This window comes from uncultured Maribacter sp. (assembly GCF_947500405.1).
GTDB lineage: Bacteria > Bacteroidota > Bacteroidia > Flavobacteriales > Flavobacteriaceae > Maribacter_B.
The window spans coordinates 265,398-287,466 of sequence record NZ_CANMRY010000001.1; the positions used below are offsets into that span (position 1 = coordinate 265,398).

Below are 22,069 nucleotides of genomic sequence, written 5' to 3' on the forward strand. Positions count from 1 at the left end.
TATTTAAGATGAAATCTTTACGAAACTCTTTATTATTCATAATATTTGTGGCTGCAACCTTATTTTCTTGTAAAACGGAAAATAAAAAAATAGTTAAAACTGCCGCAATAGAATTTAAGAAAGAAGGCACACTAACCATACGTAAAGGGGATAAAGATTCTGTCTTAACAAAATTAAATATTGAGATTGCAGAAACGGAATATGAGACCCAAACGGGTCTTATGTACAGAAAAGGTATGGCTACCAATGAAGGAATGCTTTTTATATTTCCAGATGTAAGAATGCATTCTTTCTACATGAAAAACACGCAATTTCCATTAGATATAATATATATTGATGAAAATTTAAAAATTGCTAGTTTTCAAGAAAATGCAAAACCACTAGACGAAACTTCATTATCCTCTATTGTTCCTGTAAAATACGTTTTAGAAGTAAATGCAGGATTAGCCGAAAAATGGATTTTAGAAGTTGGAGATACTGTAGAGTTTACCAAACTTTAAATCTGTGAAGCTACTTTTAGAAGAAAAAGAAACGGAACGCCTAATATTTAGAAAAATAATTCCTTCCGATTATAATTCATGGCTACCTTTTTACAAAGACCCAACAAGCACCCAATTTTGGGAAGGGATAGATAAAGACCCAAAAATTGCTTGTAATAACCACTTTAAAGGAGTATTTCATAGATATAATAATAATCTAGGGGGAATGAATGCCTTACTAGAAAAAGAGTCTTTAGAATTTATAGGAATGTGCGGCCTACTAGTACAAACAGTAGACGCTATAAAAGAAATAGAAATTGGCTACTCTATACTTCCTAAATATAGAAAATTAGGTTATGCTACAGAAGCTGCTAAAAAATGTAAAGCTTATGCATTAGAAAATAAAATTGCAACTTCTATTATTTCCATTATACAAATAGATAATATTCCTTCACAAAAAGTTGCCATAGCTAATGGCATGCATTTAGACAAAACAACTACATATAAAAATAATCCCGTACATATATTTAGAGTACTATTATGAAAAACAACCACCATTGGGGAATTTATATTACTAATACGTCAAACAAAAAGAAATTGATACATGAGTTTTTAATAAACAGCTCTTATCAAAATATAGCATCTTATATTGGCAATAAAATAGCTTTATTTTCTAAAATAACTATTGCGCAACTAATTGAAGACGAAGACCGTTATGACAGTAAAACTATTGCTAAAGAAAACAGTCAACCTTTAAAATCCATGTCTAGTGGAGAACAAAAAAAAGCACTTTTAAAACATCTTCTTAGTACAGATAATAAAGTAATTATCTTAGATAATGTTTTTGACAACCTAGACATAGAGTCCCAAAAAAAAATAAAAAAAACACTTACAGAGAAAGCTGATAAAATTTCTTTTATACAACTAATAAGTAGAAAAGAAGACAAACTGCCATTTCTTACCCATTTTGCAGTTTTAGAAAATGAAACTCTAAAAACATATTCTTCATTAAGCTCTATTCCTTTTTTTAAAAATAAAAATACCTTAACAGGTGTTATTCCACCTCCAATTAACGACTCTAATTATACGGAACAAGTATTAATTAAACTAAATAATATAACAGTTTCATTTGGAGAAAAAACCGTTCTAAAAAATATTAATTGGCAAATAGACCGTGGTTCTTTTTGGGAATTAATTGGGGCAAATGGTAGTGGAAAAACTACAATACTCTCTATGTTAACAGGAGAAAACCCTAAAGGCTACGGACAAGATTTGTATATTTTTGGTAAGAAAAAAGGTAGTGGAGAAAGCATCTGGGATATAAAAAAACGTATTGGATATTTTACCCCTTCTATGACCGATAAATTTAAGGGCAACCATACTATAGAAAATATGCTAATCTCAGGTTTTAATGATTCTATAGGTCTTTATGTAAAACCAACAGATGTTCAAAAACAACTGGCAAAACAATGGCTAAAACTCTTGCAGATGGAAAATTTAAAAGATACCTTATTTAAAGAGTTGTCTATGGGGCAAAAAAGAGTAATTATGACCACCAGAGCTATGGTTAAGCATCCTGAATTACTTATACTAGACGAACCAACCACAGGATTAGATGATTTTTCTGCCAGCTTATTAGTTTCTCTTGTGAATAAAATGGCACAAGAATCGCAAACCACTATTCTATTTGTTTCCCATAGAAAAGAAAATAATTTAACACCACAATACCAGTATTTATTAACTCCTTCTACCGCAGGGTCCACAGGAACAATAACCCGTTTATAATATTTTTTAGTCAAAAAAAAGGCTTAAGTAAAATTACTTAAGCCTTTTCATAGTTATAAAAATATACTATTCTTTTTCTTTACTATCCTTTATAATAGTATCTGCTTTACCTGAAAGTATTTTTTTCTTCAAGGTATCAAACATAACAGGAGTTGCAATAAATACTGAAGAGTATGTTCCCACAATAACACCAATAATCATTGCAAACATAAACCCTCTTAAAGATTCTCCTCCAAAGATAAATATTGCTAATAATACCACTAAAGTAGTTAAAGACGTATTTAAGGTTCTACCTAACGTACTATTAATAGCAGAGTTTACATTTTCTCCTTTGTTCCAACCTCTTTCCGCTATTATTTCTCTAATACGGTCAAATACTACAACGGTATCATTTAAAGAATACCCAATAACCGTAAGTATTGCCGCAATAAATGCTTGGTCTATTTCCATATTAAAAGGCATTACTTTTCCTAATAAAGAGAAGATACCTAATACTATTAATACATCATGGAAAACGGCTACAACTGCCCCTAAAGAGAATTGCCACTTACGAAAACGTATTAAGATATATAAAAATACAACTGCTAATGAACCTAAAATTGCTAAGAATGCATTATTCTTAATATCATCTGCAATAGTAGGACCTACCTTTATGGATTGTAAAATACCTATAGATGCCTCATTACTACCAACATTAAAATCTTGTTGTGAAATCCCATCTGGTAAATATTTTTGTAATGCAGTAAATAATTTTTCTTGAATTTCAGTATCTACTTCAATACCTTCAACATCTACTTTATAAGGTGTTGTAATTTTTATTTGATTTGATTCTCCATAAGTTTTAACATTAGTACCACTACCAAATACAGTATTTAGCTCTGATGCTATTTCTGAAGGATTTACCTGCTGCTCAAAACGTACTTGATACGAACGTCCACCAACAAAATCGACACCCTGTTGTAATCCTGCTCCAAAGAATAATGAAAATAAACCTACACCTACTAATATTGCAGAAATTACGTAAGCAATTTTTCTTTTTCCTAAGAAGTTAATACTAATATTTTTAAACAGGTTTTTCGTTGCTCCTGTAGAAAAATCTAGTGTTCTTCCCTTGCCACTTAGGTACCAATCTACTAATAATCTAGTAATAAATATTGCAGTAAATAAAGAAGTAAGAATACCTATTAATAATGTAGTTGCAAATCCTTTAATTGGACCAGAACCAAAAACAAATAAGATTATTGCTGTAAGACCAGTAGTAATGTTAGCATCTAAAATAGAAGATAATGCATTACCAAAACCATCTGAAACGGCTTGTGATTTTCCTTTCCCTTTTGCTAACTCTTCTTTAATACGCTCAAAGATAAGTACGTTAGCATCCACAGACATACCTATGGTTAATACGATACCTGCAATACCAGGTAAAGTAAGAACAGCATTTAAGCTTGTAAGTACTCCAAAAATTAATAATATGTTTAATAATAAAGCAATATCTGCAAATGCACCAGCTTTACCATAATAAGCTATCATCCATAATAAAACAATTGCCATTGCTATTAAGAAAGACATAAAACCGCTATCTATAGCTTCTTGTCCTAAAGATGGCCCAACAATTTCTGATTGAATAATTTCTGCAGATGCAGGTAATTTACCAGCTCGTAATACATTAGAAATATCTTTAGTTTCGTTAATTGTAAAGTTACCTGTAATTTCTGAACGCCCACCTGTAATTGGTCCTGTAGAAACTCCAGGAGCGGTATACACTTTATTATCTAGAACAATTGCAATACCTGTTTGATTGTTATATGCATCTCCTGTTAACTTTTCCCATAATTTAGCACCTTTAGTGTTCATGGTCATAGAAACTGCAGGCTTGTTAAATTGGTCAAAATCATCTCTAGCATCACTAACTACATCGCCACTTATTCTTGGCGTAGCGTCTCTGTTAGATTTTAATGCATATAAATCTATAACCTCAACTTCTTCACTAGTAGGACGTTCCCATACAAATTTTGTAAACTGAATATCTGCAGGTAATAAACGTCTAATTTCTGGCATTCTTAAATACGCCCCTAATTGTGCAGTATCTTTAATTGCAGCTCTAAACATTGCATTTGTTCCTGGATTAGCAGGAATTAATAAATCGTATAAAGGATTTACCTGGCTTGCTAAATCTAAAGAGTCTGCAGCTACATCAGATAATAATGAATCTATTTCTGACTCTATAACCTCTGGTTCTGGTTTTTTAATATCTACTATAGTTTTTAATTTCTCATTAGCAGAAATTAAAAAATTATTAAAACTTGGGTTTCCTTGTTTGTACGTTTCCCAGAACTCTAATTGTGCAGTACTAGATAATAAGCTTTGCGCTCTAGCTATATCTCTTGCCCCAGGAAGTTCTACCAAAATACGACCAGAATTTCCTTCTCTTTGTATGTTTGGTTGCGTAACACCAAAACCATCAATACGCTCTCTTAATACTTCGAAAGCAGAAACAATAGATTCGTCTATTTTTTTTCTGATTACTGGCTTAACTGCATCATCAGACATTTGAAAGTTAACTTCTTCGCTAAGCGCTTTATTTGCAAAAATATCTGGAGAAGCTAATTTAGTTTCCCCTTTAATTTTATCAAAAGCTTCAAAAAATAACTCTACATACGTATCATCACTATCTTTAGATAAAGCATCTGCATCTGCTAACGCTTTGTTAAAAACAGGGTTTTTAGTATTATTTGCAAGTCCTTTTAAGATATCTTTTACCGAGATCTGAAGGGTAACATTAATACCACCTTTAAGGTCTAACCCTTTATTTAATTCTTTCTTTTTTGCTTCGTTATAATTAGTATAACCAAAAACACTATTACCACCTATAGAATCTAAATAGCTTGCTGCTAATGTTTCTCTTTTAGAAATATGATCCGCTTCTGATTCTGAAATACGGCTGGCAGCAAAAACCTGTGCCTCCTTCTCTACTTTACTTGTAATAAAAGTATAGGAAAGCTGGTAAATACTTACTAACCCAAATAATAAAGCAAAAAGCTTTATAAGTCCTTTGTTTTGCATTTTAAAAATTTATTTAATTTATGTTGATTATGATTGTATGAAATTTATAGCCTAAAGTAAATTACTCTTATATAAAGTAATTACATTCTCTAGTAATATTCTTTTAATGGAATTAACTATTTCCATTTACATAAGGTCCTGCCCTTACTTCTGGAATTATTTGTGAAGTGTTGTATTTTGCAATTGCAATATTCTTGTTAATCCTAAATGCTGCCTCTACAACTGCCTCTTGTTTAAAAACGACTGTGTTTTTAGAAGGTAAAACTACTAGTCTAGATAATGTATTTAAATCTTGCTTTACTATAAAAGCATACTTTCCATTTAAATTTTGACCTTTTTTAACGTGCTGATGAAGGTCTGAAACTACTAAATTATAACTTTCTGGAAGTTCATCTATTGGAAAATCTAGAGGAAACTTATCTAAATCTTTATTCTTTACAGCAAGTTTACTGCCTACAGAAAGAAATTCTTTTACACTATCTGCATCAATAGCGCTATAGTAACGTATACTTAATTGCGCCTCGCCGTTTTCTATTATTTCAATAGTATCTACGCCTAACGCCTGCAGCTTTTTAGTAATGGTGGCCAAAACCTCATCATGAACAGTATCTGAAGCTAATTCTACATCTGTAAATTCTAATAAAATTTGCTGATTAGAAGCTTTTGTTTGCTCTTGACTTAGCCCAAATACGGCTAGAATAATAATTAAAGTACTTACGCACCATTTTGCATTCATGCGGCAAATATAAAAAGAAAGATTATACTAGGCAGTATATTTTTTACAATATATGTTTCTGACCGCTATCCTCTTATAAAAAGAAAGCCTTTATAGCATAACTATAAAGGCTTTCCTATAGATTTATAGTATGTAAACTACAACTCTAAAAGACCGTTAGTTTTAGTAACACCAGCAGCACTTTCTTGCATTTTCGCTTTTTCTGCATCACTTAAAGGAACATCTACGATACGCTCAATACCGTCTTTTCCTAAAATTACAGGAACACCAATACAAATATCATTTAAACCATATTCTCCTTCTAAATATGTAGAACAAGGGAACATTTTCTTTTGGTCACATGCAATTGCTTGTACTAAACCAGAAACTGCTGCACCTGGAGCATACCAAGCACTTGTTCCTAAAAGTCCAGTTAATGTTGCACCACCTACTTTAGTATCTGCAGCAACTTGCTCTAATCTTTCCTCAGATAAAAACTCAGAAACTTTAATACTGTTTCTTGTAGCATGCGATGTTAAAGGAACCATTCCTTTATCACTATGACCACCAATTACCATTCCGTCTATATCAGAAATAGGAGCTTCCATAGCCTCTGCCAATCTATACTTAAAACGTGCACTATCTAAAGCTCCCCCCATACCAATAATACGGTTTTTAGGTAAGTCTGTTGTTTTGTGTACTAAATAGGTCATAGTATCCATAGGATTACTAACCACTATTAATATTACATTTGGAGAATGCTCTATTAAACTAGAAGAAACTGTTTTTACAATTCCTGCATTAATACCTATTAACTCTTCACGAGTCATTCCTGGTTTTCTAGGAATTCCTGAGGTAATTACAGCAATATCACTACCTGCAGTTTTAGAATAGTCATTAGTAACTCCAGTAATTTTTGTGTCAAAACTGTTTAAAGAAGCTGTTTGCATTAAATCCATTGCTTTACCTTCTGCATAGCCTTCTTTAATATCTAATAATACTACTTCAGATGCAAAATCTTTAATAGCTATGTACTCTGCACAACTTGCCCCAACGGCACCTGCCCCTACTACGGTAACTTTCATATACTTATATTTTTTAAAATTTTCTTTTACATTCCAAAAGTACTGAATTATCCCTGAAAAGTAAGGAAGATATCCATCAAAATTTAACTCTTAGACCGATAAAATAAACGTGTGGTCTAACCTTTAACCCTAAAAAAAAGTCACTTAATCGATTATCTAACAATTTTGATGCAATACGTCGAATTTTAGCAATACAACTTTCTTAAATGGCGTTATAAATTAAGAAAACCCCAAATCTAATATCTACAAAATGAAAAAAGTATTTTCATTCTTAGCTATTATAGCTATAATCTTAGTGAGTAACTGTTCTCGTATTGAAGAAAACAACGACCCTGTAATTGGTATTTGGTCTAATGCAAGTACATCATCAGACAAAGAAAGTAATAAGCAAACCACGAGCAAGCAAGAGTGGATATTTAATGATGCTTATTTAGGGAGGTATCATGATTTACAAAATGGTTCTATTACTATGAAAACGGATTTTAAGTGGACTCAGGAAAACGGAATTTACACTGTTTCTTATCCTGGATTACCAGATAAAACTAATGATGTTTTTGTAATTGTAGACAAAAGTCCAGAAGGTATTCTTTTACAAGATCAGAATGGCGATTTAATTGCGCTGAGAGAATAAAAAAAACATAAAACGGTGATTAAAAAAGGAGCTTTTTTTTAAAAGCTCCTTTTTCATTTTTATCTAAATCCAAAATTAATACCCATAGATAGGGTGTTAAATTCTGCAAGTGTATAATCTGCATGTAATCTAAAAAATCCTAGTTTTAATTTTGCTCCAATATTCCCAGTTACGCCGCTTATTTTATTATTAATAGAAAAAGGGTCTGTTACACTACCAGCTAATAAACCTCCACTATAAGTACCTAGTACATCTATTTCAGATTTTCCGGTTACATAACCTAGACCACCATAAAAGTTAATTATTGGTAATTTAGTAGACACTATAGCTTGAAAAACCCAGGTATTCATTTTTGCATCTAATCTTTGATCATCTCCTGCTATTACCCCCTGTTCTGTAAAATCATAAGAACCATTTAAATGGGTATAGCCAATTACTCCTGAAATAGCTATAGGCCAAATTTTTTCTGCTGGTAATAGACTAGTAAATTCATGTTGCAAACCAACACCATAAAAACCTAATTTAGCTTCATCAGTATTAATCTTTGGCAAAAACCTTGCTTTAATTTCTGTGCCTTTTATTAAACCTAAACTTACCTGCACAAAAGCTGAAGGCACAAAATTTATATTTTCTGACGACAAGCCTGTTGGTAACTCAAAATCTTGACGATCTATATTACCCGCTAAAGGACCATCTACATATACACCAACCCCATCTATATCACCAAGAGCAGTAGCTACTGTTTTTACAATACTACCATCTTGAAATTGCAAATTTTCATAATCTGCTGTATTTAACTCAAATCCTTTTTTATCTTCTTTATTTTTAAAAGAAGCCATATTCCCTATTATAGAAATTTCAAAACCTCCAAGTGGTTTTGCTTTTCCTGAATTATACCATCCATTAGACATACTATAAAGCAAGCCTTCAGACATTGGAGTTACATATGCATTTGTAAATTTTTCTGCATCGTTTACCCCTGCTGCAAATAAATCGTTAGCATTAGATTGCGCCATTATGTGCAAACTAGATACTAATGCGATTAAAAAAAGTATATTTTTCATAATTAAAATTTTCCCTAAAACTAAAAAACTCGCCCTTTTGAGGCGAGTTTTTGTTGTGTAAGTAGCTATTCTTATACATCAATGTTAGCATAAACAGCATTTTTCTCAATAAATTCTCTTCTAGGAGGAACTTCATCTCCCATTAACATAGAGAAAACTCTATCTGTTTCTGTTGCATTATCTATAGTAATTTGACGTAATGTTCTAAATTCTGGGTTCATTGTTGTATCCCATAATTGTTCTGCATTCATTTCTCCAAGACCCTTATAACGTTGTATTCCTACACTACCGTTAAAACTTTCTGCAATTTCATCTCGCTCTTCATCAGTCCAAGCATAACGTTTTTTAGCTCCTTTTTTAACTAAATATAATGGTGGCGTAGCAATATAAACATGACCTCCTTCTATTAATTCACGCATATAACGGAAAAAGAAGGTTAGTATTAAAGTTTCAATATGGCTACCATCTACATCGGCATCACACATAATAACTACTTTATGGTATCTTAATTTTGATAAGTTTAAGGCTTTACTATCTTCTTCTGTACCAATAGTAACACCTAAAGCAGTATATATATTTTTTATTTCTTCGTTTTCAAAAACACGGTGCGGCATTGCCTTTTCAACGTTTAATATTTTTCCACGCAATGGCAATATTGCTTGAAACATTCTATCTCTTCCTTGCTTAGCAGTACCACCTGCCGAATCTCCCTCTACTAAGAACACTTCACATTGTGCAGGATCCTGCTCTGAACAATCGGATAATTTTCCTGGCAAGCCTCCAATACTCATTACTGTTTTTCGCTGTACCATCTCACGAGCCTTTGTTGCTGCATGACGTGCCGTTGCCGCTAAAATTACCTTTTGAATAATTGTTTTAGCTTCATCTGGGTTTTCTTCTAAGTAATTGGTAAGCATTTCTGAAACTGCTTGGCTCACCGCTGAAGAAACCTCACGATTACCCAATTTTGTTTTAGTTTGTCCTTCAAACTGCGGTTCTGCTACTTTTACAGATACAATTGCAGTTAACCCTTCTCTAAAGTCATCCCCTTGAATTTCAAACTTCAACTTATCTAACATACCAGAAGCTTCGGCATACTTTTTTAAAGTACTAGTAAGCCCTCTTCTAAAACCAGATAAATGCGTACCTCCTTCGTGTGTATTAATATTATTTACATAGGAATGCAGGTTCTCTGTATAGGATGTATTATAAATCATGGCAACTTCTACAGGGATATTGTTTTTTTCCCCTTCCATAGAAATTACATTCTGGATTAATGCTTCTCTAGTACCGTCTAAAAACTTAACAAATTCTTTAAGACCTTCTGTAGAATGAAAAGTTTCGGAAATAAACTCTCCTTTATCGTCCTTATTTCTTTTATCTGTAATAGTAATAGTTATTCCCTTATTCAAAAAGGCCAATTCTCGCATTCTATTTGCAAGCGTCTCGTAATTATACTCTGTAGTTTGTGTAAAAATTGAATCGTCTGGTTTAAAAGTAACAACTGTACCCCTCTCCTCTGTTTCTCCAATTCTTTTTACTGGGTATTGGGCTTTTCCTCTTTTATATTCTTGCTCCCAAATTACACCTTCTCTATAAACAGTAGCTTTTAAATCATTAGATAAGGCATTTACACAAGATACACCTACACCGTGTAAACCACCAGATACTTTATAAGAATCCTTATCAAACTTACCACCTGCTCCAATTTTGGTCATTACAACCTCTAAAGCAGATACTCCTTCTTTTTTATGTAAACCTACAGGAATACCTCTACCATTATCTTTTGTTGTAATAGAATTATCTTCATTTATAGTAACGCTAATTTCGTCACAATGCCCTCCCATAGCTTCATCAATGGAGTTATCTACTACTTCATATACTAAATGATGTAATCCTCTAACCCCAACATCTCCAATATACATAGATGGACGCATACGTACGTGCTCCATACCCTCTAAGGCCTGAATACTGTCCGCCGAATAATTATTCTTTTTTGCTTCTTCGCTCATATTAATTTTATTCCTAATTTAAACTTATTGCAATAGCAACTTAACAAAGATAAAATAAAGGATATGTCTTTTTTAAATGATTTTAAGCCAATATTAAATAGTTATCAACAATTTACCTAAGCTTAGCAAAAGTTCATAAAAAAGCCTTAAAAGTATCTTAAATACGATTTAACAAAAAAGAAAAAGAAAACACAGAATAACTAAAATAGTAAAAGTCGCTAAAAAACCTTTTAAATTAACTTCCTTTTTTAGTAAAAGATATTTACACGCATATAGAAACTATAAGTTACTTCTTATAACAAAAGAAGCACCCAATTGGGCGCTTCTTAAGGACTAATTAAAATAAAAAAAACTGAGACTATTCTTTCGAATAGACAAACAGAATTATTGTTAATGTATAATTACTAATTAATTGTTAATACGCCTCATCATGTACATTGGCTATTGCTCTACCAGAAGGGTCATTCATGTTTTTAAATGCCTCATCCCACTCTAAAGCTGTTGCAGTACTACAAGCTACACTTGCTTCTTGCGGTACGCTTAATGCCGCAGCGTCACTCGGAAAATGTCCTTCAAAAATAGTTCTATAGTAGTACTCTTCTTTATTTAAAGGTGTGTTTATTGGAAAACGAAAAGCTGCATTTTCAATCTGCTCATCTGTTATTTCGTTTTCTACCAATTCTTTTAAGGTATCAATCCAACTATACCCAACACCATCGCTAAATTGTTCTTTTTGTCTCCATGCTACACTTTCAGGTATCATATCTTCAAATGCCTTACGAACTACCCATTTCTCCATACGCTCCCCATTAATCATTTTATCTTTTGGGTTTATACGCATGGCAACATCCATAAATTCTTTATCTAAAAATGGCACACGCCCTTCAATTCCCCAAGCAGCTAAACTCTTGTTAGCTCTTAAACAATCGTACATATGTAATTTATCTAATTTACGCACAGTCTCTTCATGAAACTCTTGCGCATTTGGTGCTTTATGAAAATATAAATATCCTCCAAAAATCTCATCTGCTCCTTCACCAGACAATACCATTTTTATACCCATAGACTTAATAACTCTTGCCATTAAATACATTGGTGTAGAAGAACGAATTGTAGTAATATCATACGTTTCTATGTTATAAATAACATCTTTAATAGCATCTAAACCTTCTTGTATAGTAAACTTAATTTCGTGGTGTACGGTACCAATATGGTCTGCTACTTTTTGTGCTGCTGCTAAATCTGGAGAACCTTCTAAACCAACAGAAAAGGAGTGTAATTGTGGCCACCAGGCATCTTTAGTGTCTCCAGATTCTACTCTCTTTTGCGCATATTTTTTAGCAACTGCAGATGTTACAGAAGAATCTAAACCTCCTGATAATAAAACACCATAAGGAACATCAGACATTAATTGTCTATGCACTGCTGCTTCTAAAGCTTCTTTTACTTCCTGAATACTAGTTTCGTTATCCTTAACTGCATCATACTCCATCCAATCTCTAGTATACCACTGCTTAATTTCTCCGTCTTTACTATCTAAATAATGTCCTGGAGGAAATAATTCAATTTTAGTACAAGTACTTTCCAAAGCTTTTAACTCTGACGCCACATAAAAAGTGCCGTTTTTATCCCATCCCATATATAAAGGAATAATCCCCATATGGTCTCTTGCTACAAAATATGAATCATTCTCTGTGTCGTAAATAGCGAATCCAAAAATACCGTTCAATTCATCAATAAAACTAGCTCCTTTTTCTTGGTATAGAGCTAATATTACTTCACAATCAGACTCTGTTTGAAAATTATAAGTACCATCAAATTGTTTTCTTAACTCTCTATGGTTATAAATTTCACCATTAGCAGCTAATACTAATTTTTTATCTTCACTAAACAAAGGCTGAGTTCCTGAAGCTGGATCTACAATAGCTAATCTTTCATGAGCTAAGATTGCCTTTTCATCCGCATATATTCCACTCCAATCTGGCCCTCTATGCCTAATCTTTTTAGACATTTCTAACAACTGAGGTCTTAAAACCTCTGTGCTTTCCTTTACATCAAACGCACATACAATTCCACACATATTATTATGATTATATCAATTCTTAAACAAAGATGCGCATTAACTTTCAATTAGAAAACATAAATAAGTTAATTAATTACATATTTAAACTTAAAATAACCAAATAAATTAAAATATATCACTTACTAACTACTTTATTCCTAGAATCCCTACATTTTGTAAGTTATAAAAACTTTAACGACTTTTTATGTCTCATTACATCTAGAACTCATTAGATTTGAATTTATATTAAACAATCTTTATCATGAAAAACTTACTTGTACTTTTTACTCTAGTGCTTTCACTAGCATTTACTACCAGCACAAACGCTCAAAAATTTAACGATTTAGATAGAAGCCCTATGGATATGGCTACTTTTCCTACTAGCTATAAAATTTCTGAAAAAGTGGTACGTGTAATCTATAGTCGCCCACAATTAAAAGGAAGATCCATAGCGCAACTTGCTCCTGCAGGAGAAATATGGCGTACTGGAGCAAATGAAGCTTCTGAAATTACTTTTTATAAAGATGTTAAAATAGCTGGTAACGATATTAAAGCTGGAACGTATGCTTTATTTACAATCCCTGGAGAAAAAGAATGGACCATTATCCTTAATAGCAAATTAAACCAATGGGGCGCTTATACTTACGAAAAAGCTGATGACGTATTGCGCGTTAATGTAAACGCATCTATTGCAAAAGAAACCTTAGATGCTTTTTCTATAAGCTTCAAGGAAGAAGAAAATGGAGTATCATTAGTAATGGGTTGGGATACTACCCGAGTTACAGTTCCTGTGTCATTATAACGTTACAAATAAAAGCATAAAAAAACAAGGTAGATACCTTGTTTTTTTATGCTTTTATTTTTTACTTATTATTACTGTAATAAAACTTCCTTAACTCCTTCTACTTTATGGGCACCAGAAGAAGAATTACTTGTGCCAGAAATTCTATGGTTAGTAACTGAAAGAGAAAAAGAAACCTTCTCTTTATTTATAACTATTTGAAATGAAATTTCATCATTATTAATGACTATATTTTCTGCATAAAGAGAACCAGCTTCTACATTAAGTTTTACTACATACTCTCCTTTAACTTTAGCAATAATTAACTGCCCTTCTGCATAAGATTTAGAAGCTCCCTTAACGTTAAGTAACCAAGCTCCTTCTAAAGAATCTTCTATATTAATATTTAACACAGCACATTCTGTAGCTTCACTATTTATAATTGGTGATGCTACTATTACTGTAAAACCGCTTAAAAAAGCAGCGAACACAAATACTATCTTTTTCATTCTTCTAATTTATATTACAACAATTATAACGCTCAGGAGCTTTTTTAATTATAAAAAAGCTATTTATTATATCAATCTTTTATAAAATTAAATATCTAAGAATGTAATTTAACCTCTAAAAATGCTATAGTTTTTGTTAGTTTTGCTCTCTTAAAAAACAACTATGATTTCAGTAGATGGTGTTGCCGTAGAATTTGGTGGAGAAAGCTTATTTAGCGATGTTTCTTTTGTTATAAATGAGCAAGATAAAATTGCCCTAATGGGTAAAAATGGAGCCGGAAAATCTACTCTAATGAAAATTATAGCAGGCATGCAAAAGCCAACAAGAGGTAATATTAGATGCCCTAAAGATGCTGTTATTGCATACTTACCGCAACACTTACTTACCGAAGATAATTGCACCGTTTTAGAAGAGGCATCTAAAGCTTTTGAACATATTTTTGCTATGCGCGATGAAATTGAAGAAATAAACAAAGCTTTAGAAACCCGTACAGATTATGAGTCTGAGGAGTATATGAAACTTATTCAAAAAGTGTCTGATTTAGGTGAGAAATACTATGCCTTAGAAGATATTAATTACGAAGCCGAAGTAGAAAAAGCTTTAGCAGGATTAGGTTTTAAACGTAAAGACTTTAAAAGACCTACAAGCGAGTTTAGTGGCGGTTGGCGCATGCGTATTGAACTAGTAAAAATACTATTACAAAAACCAGATTTAATACTTTTAGATGAGCCTACTAACCACGTAGATATAGAATCTGTTCTATGGCTAGAAGATTTTTTACTTAATAAAGCCAAAGCTGTAGTTGTAATATCTCATGACCGTGCTTTTATAGATAATATTACAAACCGTACCGTAGAAATAACTATGGGTAAAATTTACGATTATAAAGCAAACTACTCGCACTACTTACAATTAAGAGAAGATCGTAGAAGCCACCAAATTAAAGCCTACCAAGAACAACAAAAATTCATAGCAAACAACCAAGCTTTTATAGACCGTTTTAAAGGCACTTATTCTAAAACCAATCAAGTTTCTTCTAGAGAACGCATGCTAGAAAAACTAAAAATAATTGAGATTGATGAAGTTGATAATAGCTCCCTAAGGCTTCGTTTTCCTCCTGCACCGCGTTCTGGAGATTACCCTGTTACCGCAATAGACCTTTCTAAAAAATATGACGACCATATAGTTTTTAAAAATGCTAATCTAAGTATTGCTAGAGGAGAAAAAGTTTCTTTTGTTGGTAGAAACGGAGAAGGAAAATCTACCATGATTAAAGCCATTATGGGACAAATAGATTTTGAGGGCAACTGTACTTTAGGGCACAATGCTAAGGTTGGCTATTTTGCCCAAAACCAAGCATCTTTATTAGACCCAGAGCTTACCGTTTTCCAAACTGTAGATGAAGTTGCTAAAGGTGATATAAGAAACCAAATAAAAAATGTACTTGGCAAGTTTATGTTTAGTGGTGATGCAATTGACAAAAAAGTTAGTGTACTATCAGGAGGAGAAAAAACCAGATTAGCAATGGTAAAACTTTTATTAGAACCTGTAAATGTTTTAATATTAGATGAACCTACAAACCATTTAGATTTAAAATCTAAAGATGTTTTAAAAGATGCTTTATTAGAGTTCGACGGAACCTTAATATTAGTTTCTCACGATCGTGATTTTCTCCAAGGATTATCTAAAAAAGTATTTGAGTTTAAAGAAAAAAGAGTCATAGAACATTTTGAAACTATTGATGCTTTCCTAATTAGAAATAAAATTGAAAGCATAAAAGAAATGGATCTAAGTAAATAAGCTAGTTAAAAATTTCAGAACACTTATATCTTGATTGTCAATTAAACAGCTAATCGTCTTCAAATAGGGTTTCTGCATAATTGTTTCTGCTTTTTGGTATAAATCTTTTTTCGGATAAAATAAACTCTGCTCTTCTATTCTTTTGTTTCCCAACTAAAGACTTATTAGCTACTGCTGGTTTATTTTCTCCATAGCCGTACCATTGTATACGGCTTTGTTTTACCCCTAAAGCTATTAAATAATTAGCAACAGATTTTGCTCTTTTGTTAGACAAACTTTTATTATAGGATAAATTACCATCATTATCTGTGTGCGCATGTATAGAAATAAACATTTCAGGATTTTTCTTAAGATGCTTGTAAAGCGATTTTAAATCGGTTTTTGAAACAACATCTAATCCGTAATCATCTACAGGAAAATGAACTTTTTTAAATGCATATACCCTATCTACTTTTAAATTTTCATAGGAACTAGTTTCTATTGGCAGCACAGAAACCATATCAATATAATAGTAAGAAGCATTTTTTGTCCCCTCTGCTTGTAAGGTTTTTGTATCTCTATTATCCTTAAAATTTCCAATTATCAAAAAATTCTCAGTGCCAGAAGCTGTTATTTCTGTATAAACTTCTGTCCAACCTTTTTTATCTTTAAAAAAAGAAGGTTTCTTTATTTCTTCATAATTAAAGCTGTTATTTTTTTCATTTTTCAGAGAAGGCCTTTTAATCACCTTAGTACTCTTTATATTCATTTGCTTGGCAGATAATAAAACCCCAATATCTCCAATTGCATACTTAGATTTTTCAGAAAGACTTATATAAAAACTTATACCATAACGTTTTCCTTTTTCTAAAGTCTTTATTAACTTTCCTTGTATATACTCTCTATAATTATTAGGTGCTAAAAAATATGCTCCAGCATAAGCAGAACCAAAAGCAGCTGTTTGGCAGCCATTAAAATTATTGGGTACTCCCATTTTAGAACTACATGTATTAAAATAATCTGAAGTTCCTTCTGTGGCTTTACTCCAGCTCCCAACATCTTCAGCTACATTACCATGCTCATCTGGGCAAATACTAAACTTTTCAAAGCTAGGGTTTGAAATTAAATTTTGAGCATTAACAGTATAAAGCTGTAATCCTACAAAAGCAATTAAAAGTTGAAAAACATTTTGCATAAAATATCTGTAAGTTTTTACTTACATAATTCATTAACGATATCCAGAGCAAAATAGTATATACTTTTAATTTTGAAGTAATTAAAAATCAAATTTATAGGTTGCTCCGCCTAACACCTGTATTCCCTGTACTGGAAAATTTGCCCAGTTTTGGTAATCTGAATTGGTTAAATTAGCTCCTTTTATAAAAAAAGACCACTGGTCTGTGTACCTATAACCTACTTGCAAATTAACATCAAAATAACTCTCTAAGTTAATTAAAGTTGCTGGATAATCCCTCTGTGGTATATTTTGTACTACTCTTGAAGAATAATCTTCACGCTCTCCTACATAAAACAAATTGGCTCTAGTAAACCATTTTTTTCCTATTTGGTAATCTAAAAACACCGAAGCTTTTGTTGTTGGTAGATTCCATGCTGGGTTTTCTGTTTCTGTAGAATAATCTAAAAACTCTGCATTAACACCTAATGTAAAATTTCTATTTACATCTACATTTAATTCTGCAAAAAACCCAAGTGTTTTTATATCATCATAAAAAACTTCAAAAGAATTACCGTAGTAATATCCTTTTTCATCGTCTCTAAAATCATTTTCTGGGTTTAATTTAAACAAAGGACTCTTGTTTTCTGCACTGTAAAATGCTTTTACATTATAGCTTAAGTTAGGTAACAATTGTCCTTTTAAACCCAAATACGCATTGTACTGTTTATCTGTTGGCGCAATAGTAATTGTTGGAGAAATGTATGGGTTTTCTTCTACAAAATCATAATAAGAATTTTGTTTTAACTCTCCTACTATTCCTCCATAAGCAATAGCATTTTCTCCTAACAAACGATAGGAAGCAGTTACTGCCGGATATATATAAAAATTACTATCGCTAGTATCTGCATCAGCATTTAAACCATATACTAAGTTTACTCCTAACCGTAAAGATAAATCATCACGCAACATGGTTAAACTTGGATTAATACTTGCTTGAATATTTCGGTATTCTATTCCTACTAGATTAGCAGCGCTGTTTACGTCACTATTTTTAAAATTACCATTAACATAATCTACATTAAATCCAATATCTACAGTTTCATCATTTACAGGAAAAGAAACTCCTGCATTAAAAACTACTCTATTCTCTCCAGATTTAATAGCATCCCAAAACCTTCTATAGGCAATATCTGCATTTGTAAAAATTGCATCTTCTACATTTATGTGCGCTCCCGCTTCTCCCATATAATAATTTTGGCGCTCGTCTATAGATCCTATAATAGCTGGATCTGTAATTGTAGTTGGTAAACCATACCAATTATAAAGTTGGTGTTGTAAAGCTACATCTGCTCCCCAATCCATATCTCTATCCCTTTTAGAATAAGAAGCATCTAATTTAGAGTCCGAAAATATATTACTTAAAACCACACCATCTAAATCTCCTCTAGATGAAATATGATTAAAACCTATATCTAACCTCTCATCCCTATTCAAAGCTCTACTAGTATAAAAATCTGCTGTAGCATTACCATAATTACCAACACCAACAGATGCATAAGAATTATATAACACTGGAGGCGGAAGTTTTTTTACTTTAGATGCTTTCCCTTTTGCTGGTGTAAAAGTAGAAGCTACAGGAACTGAAAAAATGCTATAGTTTATAGGCTTTTTTTGCAACTCTATAGAGTCATTTATACTTGGCGATGATTTAATTTTAAAAGCATCAGAAACTGTTGGCGAATACGCTTTAGTTACCGTAACTGTTTCTGTCCCTAAATCGTCCTCCTCTGTTTCTTGCGCTATTCCTATTTGAATACACCCTAAAAAGGTAATAAGTGTAAATTTTATGTACTTATGCATATATGGTTCTTTTTTCCCAAAAAAACGGGATACTATTAAAATCTATTAATTAGGATTTACAGATGAATTACTTTGTGCTTCTTTTGCCTTTATGATAGACAATTCTCCTTTTGCTTCTGCAACTAAATCTGGATATTGACTAAAATTGGTAATTACACTTTCTAAAATATAAGTTGCTTGGTAAGCATCATTTAAAGCATAAAAATTCTTGGCCATTATAACCAAGCCTTTACCTCCCCATTCTTTATAACTAGAATAGTCTTTTGCTAATTTTTGTACCGCTATGTTAGAATCTTCATAATTATTATCTTGGTATTTAAAGTAAGCATCATAATACAAAGCTTCCGCAGCTGTTTCTCCAGACGCTATTCTTAAAACCTTAGTGTATGCCTCTTTTGCTCTAGAAGCATCGTTAGTTTTTATAGCAGAACGCGCTATCATTATTTGAGCATCACTTTTAATTCTATCATCAATACTTGCTGTTGCTAGTACCTTTTCCGCATAAGAAATAGTATTGCTGTAGTCTTTTTTCTGATAATAGCCTTTCATTAAATTAGACTGCGCAAATGTTCTGTTTTGTTGAATATTTGCAACTGTTTCTAAACGCTTTAAGTACGGTAGAGCTTTGCTATAGTTTTTATCTGCAATATATACTTCGCATACACGTGTTAAAGCTTGCTCAGAATATTCACTAGTGCCTGTATCTGCTACATATTGGTAGTATGGTAATGCCTTTTCTTTTTGACCTTTTCCAAAATATAATTGCGCTAAATTAAAATTAGCAGGTATACTATGCAATCCATTTGGAAATTGCTTTATATAATTAACATATCCTTTTATAGCGGCATCTTTATTGCCTTCTAAATTTTGTTTATCTGCTGACTCATAACTTGCATTATCTAACTCTGCATCTGTTACCTCTACAAAATCTAAATCTTTTACCCAAGCAGCATATTCATTAACTTTCCCTAAATCTACATATACCAATTTTGCGGTTGCTACTGCCTGTATTGCTTCTTGCGTTTTTGGAAAATCTCTTACTACTGTTTTAAACTTATCCAAAGCTTGCTCATTTCTACTTGCATTATAATGTACTAAGCCTTGACGCATTAAAGCCTGAGGAACTAAAGAGCTTCCTCTAAAATCTGTAACCAATCTATTATAAGCATTAAGACCTTTACTTTCTTGCCCTTCTGCTATGTAGGTGTTCCCAAGTTCAAATAAAGCATCATCTCTAAGGGTGGATTTAGAGTAGGTAGAAACAAAACTATTTAACCCATCTATCTTTTTTGCTTTGCGATCTACAAAACCATAACTCATTGCTTTTTGGTAAGCAGCATAATCTTTTTCAAGACCATTTAATGCTAAAGACTTATTATAAGTTTCTATTGCTGGCCAATATTTTCTGGTAACAAAATAACTATCTCCTAAACGTAAATAAGCATCATTAAGTTTCTGAGTATCTGTAGTTCCTTGTTTTGTAAAACTATCAAAATAAGAAACCGCATTTACATACTCTTTCTTTTTAAAATACGTGTAAGCTAAATTATAATCAACATCCTTATTCTCCTCTAACAAAGAAGCATTAGGACTTTGTTTAAAAGCCGTAAACCCTGCTAGAGCGGCATCAAAATTATTTAAAAGATAATCAGACTCTGCTTTCCAATAACTTGCTCTTGCTTTAAAACTAGCATCTTCTGCACTTGCCAAAGATTTTGAAAAAACCTCAGATGCATTTCCATAATTCCCATCAACAAACAACTCTACTCCTCTATAAAAAGCAACTTTTTGATAGGTAGTTTTACTAGCATAGTTTTTATTTTTTTCTAATAACTCCATTGCCCCAGAAAAATTCTTAGAAGTTATATAAGAATCTACCAAAAGCTCTTGCATTTCTTCGGTATGCGCATCATTAGGGTATTGCTTTAAGTAATTTGTTATTACTTGTGGTACTGGCTCATAGGCGTTACCAACCTCATAACTTAAACGAGCATAATTTAAATAAGCGTCTTTCTGTATTTCTAGAGAAAAATCCATTTGCGAAGCGTTCCTAAATGCATTTAACGCCTCTTGTTTCTTTTCTAATTTTAAATAGCACTCTGCTAAATGGTAGTAAGCGTTTTGAGAAACACTATTAGTACCTCCAATTATTTTATTAAACTGCTGAATGGCATTCGCAAAATCTTGCTGCTTATAATATGCGTAGCCTAATAAATAGTAATCTGTATTATTCCATTTACCTTTTTTTCCTTTGTACTCCTCTAAATAAGGAACTGCATTTTGATATTGCTTTAAATTAAAATAACTTTCTCCTATTATTTTATTTAATTCTGATATTTCTCTGCGATCTGCTTTAGGTAATTGTTTTTTTGCTAAAGCTATAGCTTCTTCAAATTTCCCAAGCTTAAAATTCATATCTGCTTGGTAGTACGACAATTTTTCTTCTAAAACCTTTTGATCTGTTATTTGGTCAAAACGTTCGTTTGCTGCTTCATAATCATCTTGTTGGTATGATATATAGCCTAAATAATATTTAGCTTGCGAACCATAAACCGGAGAAGAAGTTACTTGTGATAGGTATTTTTCTGCTTCTTTAGTTTTCTTTGAAGAAAATAAAGCATACCCATAATTAAAGTTAAACTTATCCATCTCTTTTCTAGAAAGAGCGCCCTGATTTACTTTATTATACCACTTTAGCGCATACGGATATTTCCCTGTTTCAAAATAATACTCAGCCACATCTGCATAAGCAGAGTTTCTTTTGGTAGAAGTTGGGTAATTTTCCACAAAATCTTCCATAAGGCGATCTGCACCTAATTGGTTTAACCTAACCGCAGCGTTTGCCGCATAATATGCACTATTAGCTGCAACTTCCTCATCGGTAGTAGAAACCGCTACTTTTTCAAATACAGTTTGCGCTGCTTGGTACTGCTCATTATTATAAAGCGTTAAAGCATCTTGGTATTGTTTATCTTGGTGTGTGTATATTGTTGTTTCTTGGGCACTCCCAAAATAAACCATTCCCATAAGTATGGGAAGTATTGTAGTACTTTTTTTAAACATAGC

At 32.2% G+C, this 22,069-nt stretch carries 16 protein-coding genes; 6 read left to right on the forward strand and 10 right to left on the reverse strand.

The window, feature by feature from the left end:
* Positions 1 to 8 precede the first annotated feature (8 nt).
* From Q0945_RS01375 to Q0945_RS01385, 3 genes are read left to right on the forward strand one after another with little or no spacing between them, the layout of a single operon-like run.
* The gene (locus Q0945_RS01375; RefSeq protein WP_299430005.1) at positions 9 to 500 is read left to right on the forward strand and encodes a DUF192 domain-containing protein; all 492 of its coding nucleotides are present in this window, start codon (positions 9 to 11) and stop codon (positions 498 to 500) included.
* A gap of 4 nt (positions 501 to 504) precedes the next feature.
* A complete protein-coding gene (locus Q0945_RS01380; RefSeq protein WP_299430007.1) occupies positions 505 to 1,023 on the forward strand; it encodes a GNAT family N-acetyltransferase in 519 nt (172 codons plus the stop codon).
* Positions 1,020 to 2,264, forward strand: a complete 1,245-nt coding sequence (locus Q0945_RS01385) for an ATP-binding cassette domain-containing protein (RefSeq protein ID WP_299430009.1) — start codon at positions 1,020 to 1,022, stop codon at positions 2,262 to 2,264. The genes Q0945_RS01380 and Q0945_RS01385 overlap by 4 nt, the downstream gene beginning before the upstream one ends.
* A 66-nt stretch (positions 2,265 to 2,330) precedes the next feature.
* Here the strand turns inward: Q0945_RS01385 and secDF are convergent, their stop codons facing one another.
* From secDF to Q0945_RS01400, 3 genes are all read right to left on the reverse strand, one after another.
* Positions 2,331 to 5,327, reverse strand: coding sequence for a protein translocase subunit SecDF (gene secDF / locus Q0945_RS01390; RefSeq protein ID WP_299430011.1), 2,997 nt, complete (start codon positions 5,325 to 5,327; stop codon positions 2,331 to 2,333).
* 112 nt (positions 5,328 to 5,439) lie between these two features.
* Positions 5,440 to 6,063: a hypothetical protein gene (locus Q0945_RS01395; protein ID WP_299430013.1), complete on the reverse strand. Its 624-nt coding sequence runs from the start codon at positions 6,061 to 6,063 to the stop codon at positions 5,440 to 5,442.
* Between the two features lie 137 nt (positions 6,064 to 6,200).
* Entirely contained in the window at positions 6,201 to 7,127 is a 927-nt protein-coding gene (locus Q0945_RS01400; protein WP_299430015.1) for a malate dehydrogenase, read from the reverse strand.
* A gap of 250 nt (positions 7,128 to 7,377) precedes the next feature.
* Here Q0945_RS01400 and Q0945_RS01405 point away from each other — a divergent pair, with 250 nt between their 5' ends.
* Positions 7,378 to 7,758 (forward strand): hypothetical protein, encoded by a 381-nt coding sequence (locus tag Q0945_RS01405; RefSeq protein ID WP_299430017.1) that lies wholly within the window; start codon positions 7,378 to 7,380, stop codon positions 7,756 to 7,758.
* Positions 7,759 to 7,817: 59 nt separating this feature from the next.
* Here the strand turns inward: Q0945_RS01405 and Q0945_RS01410 are convergent, their stop codons facing one another.
* The 3 genes from Q0945_RS01410 to asnB all read right to left on the reverse strand — a co-directional run bounded on the left by Q0945_RS01410 (position 7,818) and on the right by asnB (position 12,914).
* On the reverse strand, positions 7,818 to 8,822 hold the full coding sequence (locus tag Q0945_RS01410; protein ID WP_299430019.1) for a DUF6588 family protein: 1,005 nt from the start codon (positions 8,820 to 8,822) through the stop codon (positions 7,818 to 7,820).
* A 71-nt stretch (positions 8,823 to 8,893) separates the two neighbouring features.
* Complete coding sequence (gene gyrB, locus Q0945_RS01415; RefSeq protein ID WP_299430021.1) at positions 8,894 to 10,834, reverse strand: DNA topoisomerase (ATP-hydrolyzing) subunit B; 1,941 nt, start codon at positions 10,832 to 10,834, stop codon at positions 8,894 to 8,896.
* Between the two features lie 415 nt (positions 10,835 to 11,249).
* Positions 11,250 to 12,914: an asparagine synthase B gene (asnB, locus tag Q0945_RS01420; RefSeq protein WP_299430023.1), complete on the reverse strand. Its 1,665-nt coding sequence runs from the start codon at positions 12,912 to 12,914 to the stop codon at positions 11,250 to 11,252.
* A 244-nt stretch (positions 12,915 to 13,158) separates the two neighbouring features.
* Between asnB and Q0945_RS01425 the strand changes: the two genes are divergently transcribed.
* A complete protein-coding gene (locus Q0945_RS01425) occupies positions 13,159 to 13,698 on the forward strand; it encodes a DUF2911 domain-containing protein (protein WP_299430025.1) in 540 nt (179 codons plus the stop codon).
* 71 nt (positions 13,699 to 13,769) lie between these two features.
* Here the strand turns inward: Q0945_RS01425 and Q0945_RS01430 are convergent, their stop codons facing one another.
* Positions 13,770 to 14,186 (reverse strand): hypothetical protein, encoded by a 417-nt coding sequence (locus Q0945_RS01430; protein WP_299430027.1) that lies wholly within the window; start codon positions 14,184 to 14,186, stop codon positions 13,770 to 13,772.
* Positions 14,187 to 14,349: 163 nt separating this feature from the next.
* Here Q0945_RS01430 and Q0945_RS01435 point away from each other — a divergent pair, with 163 nt between their 5' ends.
* Positions 14,350 to 15,987, forward strand: coding sequence for an ABC-F family ATP-binding cassette domain-containing protein (locus tag Q0945_RS01435; RefSeq protein WP_299430029.1), 1,638 nt, complete (start codon positions 14,350 to 14,352; stop codon positions 15,985 to 15,987).
* A 49-nt stretch (positions 15,988 to 16,036) separates the two neighbouring features.
* Here Q0945_RS01435 and Q0945_RS01440 read toward each other — a convergent pair whose 3' ends face one another.
* The 3 genes from Q0945_RS01440 to Q0945_RS01450 form a co-directional block, all read right to left on the reverse strand.
* Positions 16,037 to 17,161, reverse strand: coding sequence for an OmpA family protein (locus Q0945_RS01440; RefSeq protein ID WP_299430031.1), 1,125 nt, complete (start codon positions 17,159 to 17,161; stop codon positions 16,037 to 16,039).
* An 81-nt stretch (positions 17,162 to 17,242) separates the two neighbouring features.
* On the reverse strand, positions 17,243 to 19,003 hold the full coding sequence (locus Q0945_RS01445) for a TonB-dependent receptor (RefSeq protein ID WP_299430033.1): 1,761 nt from the start codon (positions 19,001 to 19,003) through the stop codon (positions 17,243 to 17,245).
* A gap of 45 nt (positions 19,004 to 19,048) precedes the next feature.
* Positions 19,049 to 22,066: a tetratricopeptide repeat protein gene (locus tag Q0945_RS01450; protein ID WP_299430035.1), complete on the reverse strand. Its 3,018-nt coding sequence runs from the start codon at positions 22,064 to 22,066 to the stop codon at positions 19,049 to 19,051.
* Positions 22,067 to 22,069: the final 3 nt, after the last annotated feature.

Bases quoted from the DNA above. Each gene is read 5' to 3' on its own strand.
- Q0945_RS01400 (WP_299430015.1), bottom strand. From the start codon at position 7,127: ATGAAAGTTACCGTAGTAGGGGCAGGTGCCGTTGGGGCAAGTTGTGCA.
- Q0945_RS01435 (WP_299430029.1), top strand. From the start codon at position 14,350: ATGATTTCAGTAGATGGTGTTGCCGTAGAATTTGGTGGAGAAAGCTTA.
- Q0945_RS01410 (WP_299430019.1), bottom strand. From the start codon at position 8,822: ATGAAAAATATACTTTTTTTAATCGCATTAGTATCTAGTTTGCACATA.
- Q0945_RS01385 (WP_299430009.1), top strand. From the start codon at position 1,020: ATGAAAAACAACCACCATTGGGGAATTTATATTACTAATACGTCAAAC.
- Q0945_RS01405 (WP_299430017.1), top strand. From the start codon at position 7,378: ATGAAAAAAGTATTTTCATTCTTAGCTATTATAGCTATAATCTTAGTG.
- Q0945_RS01430 (WP_299430027.1), bottom strand. From the start codon at position 14,186: ATGAAAAAGATAGTATTTGTGTTCGCTGCTTTTTTAAGCGGTTTTACA.
- Q0945_RS01395 (WP_299430013.1), bottom strand. From the start codon at position 6,063: ATGAATGCAAAATGGTGCGTAAGTACTTTAATTATTATTCTAGCCGTA.
- secDF (WP_299430011.1), bottom strand. From the start codon at position 5,327: ATGCAAAACAAAGGACTTATAAAGCTTTTTGCTTTATTATTTGGGTTA.
- Q0945_RS01445 (WP_299430033.1), bottom strand. From the start codon at position 19,003: ATGCATAAGTACATAAAATTTACACTTATTACCTTTTTAGGGTGTATT.
- Q0945_RS01440 (WP_299430031.1), bottom strand. From the start codon at position 17,161: ATGCAAAATGTTTTTCAACTTTTAATTGCTTTTGTAGGATTACAGCTT.
- gyrB (WP_299430021.1), bottom strand. From the start codon at position 10,834: ATGAGCGAAGAAGCAAAAAAGAATAATTATTCGGCGGACAGTATTCAG.
- asnB (WP_299430023.1), bottom strand. From the start codon at position 12,914: ATGTGTGGAATTGTATGTGCGTTTGATGTAAAGGAAAGCACAGAGGTT.
- Q0945_RS01450 (WP_299430035.1), bottom strand. From the start codon at position 22,066: ATGTTTAAAAAAAGTACTACAATACTTCCCATACTTATGGGAATGGTT.
- Q0945_RS01375 (WP_299430005.1), top strand. From the start codon at position 9: ATGAAATCTTTACGAAACTCTTTATTATTCATAATATTTGTGGCTGCA.
- Q0945_RS01425 (WP_299430025.1), top strand. From the start codon at position 13,159: ATGAAAAACTTACTTGTACTTTTTACTCTAGTGCTTTCACTAGCATTT.